A 12,377-nucleotide genomic window follows, 5' to 3' on the forward strand; every position below is an offset into this window, starting at 1 on the left:
TACCTGCAGATGGGACGGCGTTGCCGCGTCTAGCGCTCGATCGCCAGCGCCACACCTTGACCGCCACCGATACACAGGGTGGCTAGGCCCTTCTTGGCATCCCGGGCGATCATCTCGTGGACCAGGGTCACCAGCACGCGGCAGCCGGAGGCGCCGATGGGATGGCCAATGGCGATGGCACCACCGTTGACGTTGATCTTCGAGGTATCCCAGCCGAGTTCCTTGTTGACCGAGATGGCCTGGGCGGCGAAGGCTTCATTGGCCTCGACCAGGTCCAGGTCATCGAGGCTCCAGCCGGCCTTCTCGAGGCAGCGGCGGGTCGCCGGTGCCGGGCCGATGCCCATGATCGCCGGATCGACACCGGCGTTGGCGTAGGCCTTGATGCGTGCCAGCGGCTCGAGGCCGAGTTCCTTGGCCTTCTCGGCGGAGCACAGCATGACCACGGCGGCGCCATCGTTCAGTGATGAGGCATTGCCGGCGGTCACGCTGCCATCCTTCTTGAAGGCTGGGCGCATGGTGCCTAGCTTCTCGGCGCTGACTTCGCGGGGGTTCTCATCGGTGTCGAAGACCACCGGATCACCCTTGCGCTGGGGAATCTCGATCGGCACGATCTGGCCCTTGAAGCGGCCTTCCTTGATGGCGGCAGAGGCCTTCTGCTGAGAGTCAGCCGCGAAAGCGTCCATCTCCTCACGGCTGATGCCATATTTCTCGCCCAGGTTCTCTGCGGTGATACCCATGTGATAGCCGTTGAAGGCATCCCACAGGCCGTCGTGAACCATGGTATCGATGGCCTTCCAGTCGCCCATGCGCTGGCCATTGCGCGAGTTCGGCAGCACGTGGGGCGATAGGGACATGTTTTCCTGGCCGCCGGCGATGATCACGTCGGCGTCGCCCAGCAGGATGGCCTGGGTGCCGAGGTGCAAGGCCTTGAGGCCGGAGCCGCAGACCTTGTTGATGGTCATGGCGGGCACGGCATCGGGCAGGCCGGCCTTGATGGAGGCCTGGCGCGCGGGGTTCTGGCCGACGCCGGCGGTCAGTACCTGCCCCAGCAGGACCTCGTCGATCTGTTCCGGTGCGACGCCGGTCTGGGCCAGCACGTCCTTGATCACGGCGGCGCCGAGATCGCTGGCGGGGATGCCGGCCAACGAGCCTCCGAAGGAACCAACGGCGGTACGGCGGGCTGCAACGATCACCACTTCTCGCATGGAGAGTCTCCTGACATTAGGGGCTTTCTTGAGGGCTATCCCTTCAGCATAGGGAGCCTTGTGCACTGCGACAATCCCCAAGCGTGCGGTTTTAACGGGGGACTTTAGTATAGCGACCGAGATCAATTCTGCGCGTTCGTAGGCCATTAGCGCATAGCAGCATAGGGCGTCACGCGCGACCGGAGTGCGCCGAACCGCGGGGCCGGCGCCGGGTGAGCTGGGGCGAGTGCCCGTGGGGGCAAACCGGCGCGGCACCGGTGACGGGCTCGCGGCACGCAGCGCTAGGCGCTGACGCCTTCGCCGAGTGCCGCCGCCAGGCGTGCGATGACCCCCGGTAGCTCGTCCGCCTGGGTGATGCCGATGGCGCCAACGGGGGTGCTTTCCTGTTCGGGAAAGTGGTTTAAGTGGACCACCTGCATGCCGGCTTTGAGGCCCGCAGCGACGCCGACGGCGGCGTCGTCGATCACCACGCAGCGTTCCGGTGGGTATCCCATAGCCGCGGCGGCGGCCAGGTAGAGCCCGGGATCCGGCTTCCACATCTTGAGCTCGTAGGCGCTGAACAGGTTGTCGGCGAAATGCGGCGCCAGGCCGCTAGCCCCCATGGCGCAGCGAATCTTGGCCAGCGGGCCGTTGGAGACCACCGCCTTGGGATAATTTGCCAGGCGGGTCAGTGCCTCGGGCATGTCGCCGATCGGCATCAGCTCCGCCAGCATGCGTTCTTCCATGCGCGCACGCATGCCGGCCTCGAGACGGTCACGGGCGGTGTCGTCCAGGGCCTGGAAGCGGCGCTCCAGGGTCAACACGATGTCGAGAAAGCGGACACCACGAAACTCTTCCATGTACTGGCTGGCCGTGAACGGCAGGCCGAACGGTGGCAAGACCTCTGCCATGACCTCGGCCAGCAGGATCTCGCTATCGACCAGGGTGCCGTCGGAGTCGAATAGCAGGCATAGCCCACCAGCAAGGCGGGCGGTGGGCGATGCACAGCGTGAAGCGCAAGGGTCGGACATGCGGACCTCGAAGGAAGCAGGGAGCGGTAGTCGAACGGTCGGGGCCACCCAGTGTAGCGAAGATTCATGGACACTGGGGGCGCCGGGGCGGGTGCCACGAGCCGGGGGAGCGATGTCAGACAAAGTCCGGGGCAATCAGGCGCGGAATCGCCAGCACCAGGTCGGGATAGACGATCAGTAGGACGATTACGCCGATCATGACCGCCAGGTACAGCAATGTGGTCGCCAGTGCCTTGAGCAGCGGAATACCGCCGATCTTGGCCGAGATCATCAGGCACAGCCCGTAAGGGGGAGTAATCAAGCCAAGGCCCAGTGCCATGACGCCGATGACGCCGAACTGCACCGGATGGATTCCGGCCTGCATGGCCAGCGGTTGGAAGATCGGCGCCATGATGGCCATCGCCGGCAGCGAGTCCATGAAGGTACCGATCAGCAGCATCACGGCGGTCATGATCAGCAGAAGCGTTACCGGGTCGGTGATCGAGACACCTGCCATCAGTTTCGGCGGGATTTGATAGAAGCTGATCAGGTAGCCGAAGATCGCCGCACCGACCAGGCTGAACAAAGACAGTGAGCACAGCCGCACGGTGTCGGTGGAGGCGTCCAGCACCTGCCGGAAAGTGAGTTCCCGGTAGACCACGAAGCCGAGCACCAGGGCATACAGCACCGCGATCACGGCGGCCTCGGTGGGGGTGACCAGGCCAAGGGTGATGCCGCCGATGATGACGATGGGGATGCCGGCGGCGAGCAGACCATCCTTGCCCGAACGCATCACATCGGACAGCGCTGCCCGTGGCCGGATCGGCACGTCGTAGCGGCGGACATAGCCGACATTCAGCGCCAGTTGGGCGACGCCGATCATCACTCCGGGGAGGATGCCACCGAGAAAGAGGCCGGCGATCGACGTATTGGTCAGGGCGCCCCAGACGATCATGTTGATCGAGGGCGGGATAATGATGCCCATGACCGATGACGCAGCGGTTACCGCCACGGCGAAGTGGGTCGGGTAGCCTTCCCGTTGCATGGCGGGAATCAGCACCGTTCCGATGCCGGCGCTGTCGGCGGTGGACGAGCCGGAAACGCCGGCAAACAGCATGCTGACCATGACATTGACGTGGGCCAGGGCGCCCTTGACGTGGCCAACCAGGCGCATGCACAGCGTGATCAAGCGGTCGGTGATGCGGGCGGCATTCATCAGGTTGCCGGCCAGCAGGAACAGCGGCACCGCCAGCAGGACGAAAGAATCCATGCCGTTGTACATGCGCTGGAACATGACCCAGTAGGTCAGACGTGGGTCGAGAATCACCATGCCCACTGCGGTCAGCACCAGGGCCATGGCGATGGGCACACCGATGATGATCAGTACCCCGAGCAGGCCGAACAGCAGCCAGGGCAGAATGAACAGGGCGTCCATGGAGATCATGGCGTCCTCCCGTCGTGGGTGGCGGAGGTGGGGCCGGCGTCTTGCGGGGCGAGGCCTGGGAGGCCGGTGTCGTGGGACACGGTCATGGCCTCATCGACAGGGTTGGGGGTATTGAGCTCGCGCTCCATCCCCGTCATGCCGTCGAGTAGGGCCATGAGCAGACGTTGAGAGGCGAACAGGACAATAAAGACGCCAGAGACGGCGAAGGCCGAGTAGACGTAGACCATCGACATGCCCGAGGCGGTGGCGCTGCGTCTTAGTCCGGAAAGGCCGAATTCCTTGCCGTGAACGATGAACAGAAGGCCCACCGCAAGGCACGCCAGATCGCGGATCCAGCGGGTGACGAGGTCGGCCCGAGAGCCTCGTGGAAAGGCCTCGAGAACAAAATGGTCGGCGTGCAGCACGCCAATGGCGGTACCGAGCATGATCATCCACTGGAAGGCGAAGCGGCTGAATTCCTCGGTCCAGTAGAGCCGCGGCAGCAGCGGCAGATTGCGGCTGACGATCTGATAGATGATCAGCGCGATGAAGCCGAAAAGCAGCGCCAGCAAGAGCCAGTGCAGCAGTCGCTCCAGTATTCGATTGACGCATGCGAGACCGTGCAGGAAGTGCCTCATGGTCGCTTCCTCATGAATGGGATAGGACGTTTGGGCTGGCATACGCCGGGGCCACTGGCCCCGGCGTATGCGCCTGTGCCGGCTTACTCGGCGTCGATGATCTTCTGGTGCAGCTCGGTGAGGCCCATCTCGTCGATGACCTCGGCCAGCGGCTCACGCACGATCTCCTGCATCTTCTCTCGGTCCATCTCGTACAGGGTGGCGCCTTCCTCAACCAGCGTGTCCAAGGCTTCGGCATCCTGCTTGAGCTGGATCTCACGGGCGTAACTGGCGGCCTCGCTGGCCGCTTCCATCACCGCTTGGCGCTGGGTGTCGTCAAGCCGCTCCCAGGACATCTCGGACAGGGTCAGCAGGCGCACGGTAATGTCGTGCTCGGACAGGCCGATGTGCGGGGCGACCTCGTGGAAGCGCATGCGCTGAATCCACTCGGCTTCGTTGAGTAGCCCGTCGATGGCGCCAAGCTGGAGCCCGGTGTAGATCTCCTTCCAGGCCATGACCGTAGGCACGGCGCCGAGCGCGGACCAGGCGGTGATCAGCGGCTTGGTCGGATTGGTACGCAGCTTCATGCCTTCGAGGTCGTCGAGGGTCTCGAGCGGCCGAGTGGAGACGATCTGACGCTTGCCGCCACCGAAGAAGGCCAGCACCTTCACCCCGGTCTCGGCGGTGATCTGGTCGGCGATCTCGCGCCCTACCTCGCCATCGAGCACGGCCTCCCAGTGGGCCTGGTCGCGGTATAGGAACGGGATCGAGAAGACATTGGCGGTGGGCGAGAAGTCGGTGATCAGGCCCGGGTTGATGATCGACATGTCGAGGGCGCCGGCCATCTGCTGCTCGAACATCTCGGTCTCGTGGCCGAGCACGGAGTTGCCCATGATCTGGACACCGAGATCGCCGTCTGTCTTCTCCTCGATCAGTTCCTTGAAGCGGGTCGCGCCGAGGTGGTAGGCGGTGTCTTCGGTGCCGCCATGGCCGAAGCGCAGATCAAAAGCCTGGGCGGAGGACGCCAGGCCAAGGCCGGCCAGCAGGGTGGCGCCAGCGACGGCGCCGGTGGTCAGGCGGCGCAGGACCGTGCGATTCGGCGTCGAGCGAGTCTGATGGGTGCTGTGCATGTGTTTCCCCGTAATCGTTGTGTGTTGTCGGGTTGTCAGGTGTCTAGCGTGGCCGGGTATCGAAGGTGGAAGGCCCCGGCGGGCCCGTGTGAAGGCGTATGGCGTCGTCGAGACGGGCCGGCGGTGGACGGACAAACCGGGTTCAGTCCACTCGACTCGACTCGACCCGCGCAGCGTCGCGCGTCACCCCTTGAGCACTTCCTCGTTGACCGGACTGATGGGGCGCTCGCCGCGGAGGGCCAGGCGAATATTGTCCACCGCACGCTGGGCCATGGCGGTGCGGGTCTCGTGGGTCGCCGAACCGATGTGCGGCAAGGCGACCACGTTGTTCATCTGCGGCAGCGGTGAATCCGCCGCCAGGGGCTCGTGCTCGAACACGTCGAGGCCGGCGGCGTGCAGGGTGCCGTCACCGAGCGCCTCGATCATCGCCGCTTCGTCCACCACCTTGCCGCGGGCGATATTGATGAAGCAGGCGCCGGGCTTCATCTGGGCGAATTCGCGGGCGCCGAACAGCTTCTCGGTTTCGGCAGACAGCGGTACGGTGACACAGACGATATCCGCCTCGGCGAGCAGCTGGTCGAATTCGCGTCGCTTGGCGCCGAACTCGCGTTCGAGCTCGGGCTTGGGCGAGGCCTTGGTGTAGAGGATCTTCATGCCGAAGCCGAGTGCGCCGCGGCGGGCCACGGCGGCACCAATACGGCCCATGCCGACCATGCCGAGGGTCTTGCCGTGGACGTCGCTGCCATACAGATCGCTGCCGATGCTCTCGGTCCAGTTGCCCTCCTTGATCAATTGCGCCAGCTCGATCGCCCGACGGGCCGTGCACATGATCAGCAGGAAGCCGGTATCGGCGGTGGTCTCGGTGAGTACGTCCGGCGTATTGCACAGCAGGATGCCGCGGCGCGTCAGCTCGTCCACTGGGTAGTTGTCGTAGCCCACCGAGATGCTGGCGATGGTCTCAAGGTGTGGCGCCCGGTCGAGCAGTGCAGGGGTAATGGCAAGGCTGGAGCCGACCAGACCATGGGCATGCGCCAGGGCGTCGAGAAAGGCGGGGTCCTCGACGCTTGCGGTATCGGGCAGGTAGTCGACGCTGAAGTCCTGCTTCAGGGCGGAGAGCTGTTCGTCACTGATCTGGCGGAATACCAGGATACGTTTGGTCATGGGATGTCCTCGGGGGTTGTCGGTGTCGCGTCAATCGACTCGCGTACGCGCTCGATCGTGCCGGGTGGAGGGCGAGCCAGCGCCTTGGATGGCACCACCGGCCTAGTCGGCGAGGGTGGCTTCGAGCCGGGCCAGGGTCGTACGGTTCGGCAGGCCTTCCATGTCGCCGAGCACCTGTACCGCCTCGGCGCCAATCAGGTTCGCTCGCTGCAGCGCCTGGCGCGGGGCCAGGCCATCGAGCATGGCGCTGACGAAACCGACCGCGAAGCCATCTCCGGCGCCGACGGTGTCGATCACCTTGGCAACCGCAACGCCGGCGACGCTGAACGTCTGTTCTGTGCCACCGATGCGGCCACGATAGTAGCTGCCCTCCGGGCCCAGCTTGATCACCACCGCCTCCGCTCCCTGGTCGAGGTAGAAACCGGCGATGTCATGGGGCGTCTCGAAGCCGGTCAGCAGCCGGCCCTCGGCGAGCCCGGGCAGGACCCAGTGGGCCTTCGCGGCCATGGCGTTCAAGGTGTCGCGCATGTCCGCCTCAGTGGTCCACAGGGCAGGGCGCAGGTTGGGGTCGAAGGAGACGCTGGCGCCGTGGCGGCGGGCTTCGTCGAGCAGGTGCCAGGACAGCTCGCGACAGCTCGCCGACACCGCCGGGGGGATGCCGGTAGCGTGCAGGTGGCGCAACGCACTGACGTCGACATTGACCGCATCGGCCGGTGATAAATGGCTGGCGGCGCTGCCCTTGCGCATGTACTCGGTACGCGGGTCGGCACCTTCGAGCGCCCGTTCCTTGAACATCAGTCCCGTGGGGTTGCTGGGGTCGGTGATGAGGTGTCGGCAATCGAGCCCCTCGGCCTCGAGCTTGGTCCGCAGGTAGCGGCCGAAGCTGTCGTCGCCGACGCGGCTCAGCCAGCCGACGGAGAAGCCCAGCCGAGCGAGCCCGATGGCGACGTTGGTATCGGCGCCGGCGATGCGGCGCGAGAAGCCTTCGATCTGTGCCAGATCGCCGGGAACGTCGGCGACGAACAGGGTCATGGCTTCGCCAAAGGAGAGAATCTCGGGGGCATGGGGCGTGGGCATGGGGGGCCTCTATCAAGAATGGGGACAAGGGTGGGGCAATGACGATGTGTGGCCGCGTCAGCCGGGCGAAAGCTGGGTCGAGCCCCGCGCAATCAGGCGTGGCGCGAACAGCAGGCGGCGTGGGGCGTGGCCAGCCTGCGAGGCCGGTCGGTTGCGCAAGGCGTCGAGGGCGGCCTGGCCGATATCATCGGTGGGCTGGGCCAGGGTGGTGATGCCGGGGCGGACCAGATCACACCAGTCCAGCTCATCGATGCCCATCAGGCCCAGGGGGCCGAGGGTAATGCCACGGCGATGACAGCAACGCGTCACGGCCAGGGTGACCTGGCCGTTGCCGCAGAGGATGGCGGCGGGGCCCATCGCGCCGGAAGCCTGGTCGTCGTGGTCGCGAGGGATCAGCGTGTCCAGCGCCGCCGCCAGTGCATCATCATCACCGAGGTCGGTGCTGAGCGTTTCTCCGGCGAGACGGTGGTCGGCGCAACGGGCCTGGAAGCGGTCCAGGCGGGCCTGGCGGGAGCTGGCTTGGGCCGGGGGCTCGGTAATGAACAGCAGGCGCCGGTAGCCCTGGGCGATCAGGTGATCCAGCGCCATGTCGATGGCGGCGGCGTTATCGAGCCCGACCTCATCGGCATCCACGCCGGCCAGGGCGCGGTCCAGCAGCACCACCGGTGTGCCGCTGTCGGCCAGCTGTGACAGCGCCTCGCTGTAGCGTCCCGCGGCGTTCACCACCAGCCCCTCGATACGATAGGACGACAGCAGGGCCAGGTGCTTGCGCTCCTGCTCCGGGTCGTTGTCGGTGTTGCACACCATCAGCGACAGGCCTTGCTCACGGCAGGCCTGTTCGACGCCATGCATGACCGCCACCGAAAAAGGATTGCGGATGTCGGCGACCAGCATGCCGATCAGCCCGGAGGGCCCCCCCTTCAAGCCCCGTGCCATGGGGTTGGGTTGGTAGCCGAGGCGCTCGGCGGCGGCGACGATACGCCGGCTCATGTCGGCGGAGAGGCGATCACGCTCGCCGCTGTAATAGCGCGACACACTGGTCTTGGAAACGCCGGCGGCGCTGGCGACTTCCAGGATGGTGGCGCGTCTGGGGCGCTGCGACATGGCCTGGGCTCCGACGATAGAGGAGAATGGGAACGTTCCCATCGTAGAGGATCGTGGTTTTTCGCCGCAAGTCACCCGAGGTTAGACATAGGTCGTGTATTCGCCTAGGGCCATGAATGGGCGGGGCATTTTTTCCGTCGCAGGCTTCCCGGGCAGAGCCCCCAGGGGGCCCAGGGCGCCGCCACGGAAGCTGCGTTGGTCGCAGAGTCTCGACGAGTCAGTAGTGGCAGAGCGCTGGCCGCAACGCCACCGTCGGCGACGCTGGGCCCTGGGCCAGCGGCGGACACAACCGCACCGGCCACGGAGCGCCAGAGCGCCGATGAGGGTTCGTTATCGAACATGGGGCGCTCGTGCGTTGCGCAGAGTGGGCCCGGGTGCAGGGTCGCGAGACGTGGCCTAGCCGTGAGAGGCCCTGGCGGAATGACGCTCGCGGTCGCGCTGGATGCGTCCAATGACGGTCGGCAGCTGGAACATGCTGGTGATGGTGTGAGCGCCTTCGGGAGTCTCTTCGGCGTCGGCGAAGCGGTTCAGGTGGATGACCGTCATGCCGGCGGCAAGGGCGGAACGCACGCCGACGATGGCGTCATCGATGGCGATGCAGTCCTCGGCGGCGTAGCCCATGATGCTTGCCGCGTGGAGGTACAGGCATGGGTCCGGCTTCCAGCAGTTGGCGGTGTAGCCGCTGAACAGGCGATTGCCGAAGACCTCGGTGAGACCGACGGTCTTGAGCGAGGTACGTACCTTGTTCTCGGGGCCGTTCGAGACCACGCCCATGGTGTAGGTCATCAGCGTTGCCAGTGCCTCGGTGGCACCCGCGATGGGCGTCAGGTCAGTTTCCAGACGCCGATTGAGGTTGGCGCGCATGGTGGCTTCGACCGCCTCGAGGTGCTTCGGGTCGACGCTGCCGTGCTGGGCTTCCAGGGTCGCGACAATATTGCGGAATCGCGCCCCGCGAAAATCTCCCATGTAGTCTTCCGTTCGAAACGGTAACCCGGCAGCGGAGAGGCTGGCGGCCATTTCGGCGGCCAGCAAGGGCTCGCTGTCAACTAGGGTTCCGTCGCAGTCGAACAGAAGGCAGAGAGGGCCAGACATGGTCGAACCTCGCAAATCGTGCAGTCAGGTTATCGAACAGTGTTGCAGATTTCGCCGCAGTCTGCCTGTGTTCGAAGGCGAAAACCACATTTTTTGAACACTGTTTTTCAACGTGCCCAGAAACGCATAGTGGCGCCGCAGAATCCCTCGGTTGGGTGTGCTGAAGGGATTCGCTATGCTGGTTGTGACACGTTCTCTTTCCGACTCTTTCGCCGCCGGGCCTCATGCCCTAAGGATCCTGCCATGAAGGAAGACACGCTCTGGTCATTGATTGGCGCTACCGCCGCGGTCAGCGCGGCGGTATTGGCTCGCCGAGCCGCGGGCCGTGCCTACCGCAAGGCGACCGACCGCGATCCCCCCACCGCGCCGGATCGCGATGACACGGGCTGGCGCGAGGCGATCGCCTGGGGGGCAGCCACCGGCATGCTGGTTGGTGTCGTCCGGGTGGTCGGGCGCAGTGCCGGGCGCAAGGCACTCGCCAAGACCCGAGGTCAGCGTCGCCTGGCGCGCCTCAAGCGCTAGCTGCGTGTCACCCGGCGGGTCCTGCTCGTTGCGGGGACGGCTCCCGGCGCTCTTTGTCGTGGGGGCGGCTCTTGGCGCTCCTGGGGCGTGTCTCGGGCCGGGGTGGATGGGGACGCCGCGGTCGCGGCGGTGTCCCGCCGTCACTCGGTTCTCGCACATGTTGCGCCGCTTCGCGCGGAGGTGGCTGGCCAGGCACAGGGTGTTAAGTCTTTCATAACCCCGATGTGATTCACTTGCTTGACGTGTGGCATCGAACGGGGACTTTCCGTACTGCATCCCTGGCGGCGGTGTCGTGTCGTTCACTCCGGTTCCGGGAAGCTTACCCTATGACGTCGCTATGGAAGGCCTATCGCTTCGTGCGGCGCGAGCATGACCGCATCGACGGCGCCACGGCCCGAGACGAGCTGGTCGCCATTCTCGATCGTGCCAAGGGCGCGGCGATTACCCTTAATCCACGCCCATCGACGCTCGCCGTGGTGCTTGGTGTTGCATTGGTGCTGGTGGGGGGGTTGGGCTTTCTGGTCACGCTGGCCAGCGAAGATCCCCACGCCGCGCTGCTGATTCTTGTGCTGGCGGGAGGCGGTCTGCTGGCCTTCGATTTTTATGCCACCGAAACCGTCGCCGACTTTCTACGTCGGATGGTCACGCGGGCGGCGCATCTCGATTTTCGCTTTGCCGAACCAGAAGTCGATCTTCGCCGCGTGCTCGAGGGGCTGCGAGGGCGCATCACTGATTTCGCTCGGACCTATGCCGATAACGGCGAGCTGGAGTATTGCCGCAAGGCGGTGGATGACCGAGCTGGCGGTGAGTACTGGGTCTATCGCTTTGCCTACGCCGAAGGCGACGACATGGACCGCCGTACCTATCACCGCAACGGCCTTATCTGCGACCTGTTCGACTTCGGGCCGGTGGATTTGTGCAACCCGCGCGAAGGCAAGTGGAAACCGCTGCGCGGGGGCGGCCTGGGTGAGCGCATCGGTGAGGCACCGTTCAGCCGCTATTTTGTTGCCTGCACCGCTGCCGACGGCGATCTGGAACGGTTTCTCACCCTCGGCGTACAAGAGGCACTGGTGCGCCTCGCCAGGGGTTATCCCGAGGTCAACGTGCAGGTCACCGAGGATCACCTGCTGTGCCTGACCTGGTCCGGGGAGGACCCGTACGCCACCTTGTTCGAGCCGGTGGTACCCGCAATGGCCGCGGCGATCCCCTACCGTCACGGCTCTCCCGGGGCCGACAAGGCCAGCAAGGCCTATCAGGCCGGCGAGGACCCCGATGCCATCTATCGCTCGCTGGAGTTGCGCCTGCGCAGCCCGCGTCACCTGACCGGGCTGGAGCCTTTGCTGAACGCATTGAAGCGGCTGCGTGAGCATCTCGAACCGAAGGCGGACGCCAGTCCACCCCGGCCGGCGGCAAGGGTACCGCTCGCGGACCGGGTCCTGGCACCTAGCTAGGCTCGTCGGCCCGGTCCTCATCGCGAGGGCCGCATGTCGCAGGGGGGCCTGTGCGGCGTTGCCAACCCCTTTCCAACGCCCAGTCAGATAGCCGGACTCCACAGCGTGCATACGCTGACCGTGTCCCTGTGCCAGGTTCACAACACGAAGTGCCGGAAACCGTGGGCTTCCAAAGTGCTGGCCTGGACTGGACTGGGTGCAGCGAAAGGGCCTGGCCGCCTGCTCGATCGTCTCGAATCCCCATGAAGCAACGACGAACGTTTTCACGCGGGGATGCTTATCTCTGATACTTTGATAGCGGCCTATTCGATGCGTGATGCTTGCGTGGCGCCGCGGTGAAGGAAGCATTTTTTCCGTTCAGAGAAAAGACAGGCGAGATGATTGACGACGTCAGACCGTCTACGGCCTCGCCCCTGGTTGGCTCCCCGTCGGCGCCTCGACCTTCGCTTCAGAATTAGCCTGGCACTCCCTTGCACCAGGGGTGACGCACAAGGGAGGTCTGGCGGGGCGAGGGAAATGCTGTTCGGTGAGGGGAGGGGGGGCGCAAGAATGCTGCTTTGGACGCGCTGCCACCGCGGGAAAATGCCGGCCGAGCCGAGCCGTTGA

Annotated in this window: 11 protein-coding genes; 2 read left to right on the forward strand and 9 right to left on the reverse strand. The window is 65.4% G+C overall.

Annotated features, from left to right (window positions below; translation table 11 throughout):
• Positions 1-29 precede the first annotated feature (29 nt).
• The 9 genes from ACUN9Y_RS04260 to ACUN9Y_RS04300 form a co-directional block, all read right to left on the reverse strand.
• Positions 30-1,205, reverse strand: a complete 1,176-nt coding sequence (locus tag ACUN9Y_RS04260; protein ID WP_445459435.1) for an acetyl-CoA C-acetyltransferase — start codon at positions 1,203-1,205, stop codon at positions 30-32.
• A 281-nt stretch (positions 1,206-1,486) separates the two neighbouring features.
• Positions 1,487-2,215, reverse strand: coding sequence for an HAD-IA family hydrolase (locus tag ACUN9Y_RS04265; protein WP_445459436.1), 729 nt, complete (start codon positions 2,213-2,215; stop codon positions 1,487-1,489).
• Positions 2,216-2,330: 115 nt separating this feature from the next.
• The gene (locus tag ACUN9Y_RS04270) at positions 2,331-3,638 is read right to left on the reverse strand and encodes a TRAP transporter large permease (protein WP_445459437.1); all 1,308 of its coding nucleotides are present in this window, start codon (positions 3,636-3,638) and stop codon (positions 2,331-2,333) included.
• A complete protein-coding gene (locus ACUN9Y_RS04275; RefSeq protein ID WP_445459438.1) occupies positions 3,635-4,255 on the reverse strand; it encodes a TRAP transporter small permease in 621 nt (206 codons plus the stop codon). The genes ACUN9Y_RS04270 and ACUN9Y_RS04275 overlap by 4 nt, the downstream gene beginning before the upstream one ends.
• Positions 4,256-4,338: 83 nt before the next feature.
• Positions 4,339-5,364 (reverse strand): TRAP transporter substrate-binding protein, encoded by a 1,026-nt coding sequence (locus tag ACUN9Y_RS04280; protein ID WP_445459439.1) that lies wholly within the window; start codon positions 5,362-5,364, stop codon positions 4,339-4,341.
• Between the two features lie 183 nt (positions 5,365-5,547).
• Positions 5,548-6,525, reverse strand: coding sequence for a 2-hydroxyacid dehydrogenase (locus ACUN9Y_RS04285; RefSeq protein ID WP_445459440.1), 978 nt, complete (start codon positions 6,523-6,525; stop codon positions 5,548-5,550).
• A gap of 102 nt (positions 6,526-6,627) precedes the next feature.
• Positions 6,628-7,602, reverse strand: a complete 975-nt coding sequence (locus ACUN9Y_RS04290) for a sugar kinase (RefSeq protein WP_445459441.1) — start codon at positions 7,600-7,602, stop codon at positions 6,628-6,630.
• Between the two features lie 57 nt (positions 7,603-7,659).
• The gene (locus ACUN9Y_RS04295; RefSeq protein ID WP_445459442.1) at positions 7,660-8,706 is read right to left on the reverse strand and encodes a LacI family DNA-binding transcriptional regulator; all 1,047 of its coding nucleotides are present in this window, start codon (positions 8,704-8,706) and stop codon (positions 7,660-7,662) included.
• A 396-nt stretch (positions 8,707-9,102) separates the two neighbouring features.
• Positions 9,103-9,798 carry an HAD-IA family hydrolase gene (locus ACUN9Y_RS04300; protein ID WP_445459443.1) on the reverse strand — a complete coding sequence of 232 codons (696 nt, stop codon included), beginning with the start codon at positions 9,796-9,798 and terminating at the stop codon, positions 9,103-9,105.
• Positions 9,799-10,041: 243 nt separating this feature from the next.
• Here ACUN9Y_RS04300 and ACUN9Y_RS04305 point away from each other — a divergent pair, with 243 nt between their 5' ends.
• Positions 10,042-10,320, forward strand: coding sequence for a DUF4235 domain-containing protein (locus ACUN9Y_RS04305; RefSeq protein WP_445459444.1), 279 nt, complete (start codon positions 10,042-10,044; stop codon positions 10,318-10,320).
• Between the two features lie 326 nt (positions 10,321-10,646).
• Complete coding sequence (locus ACUN9Y_RS04310) at positions 10,647-11,771, forward strand: hypothetical protein (protein ID WP_445459445.1); 1,125 nt, start codon at positions 10,647-10,649, stop codon at positions 11,769-11,771.
• The last annotated feature ends 606 nt before the right edge of the window (positions 11,772-12,377 follow it).

The organism is Halomonas sp. V046, from assembly GCF_052645355.1.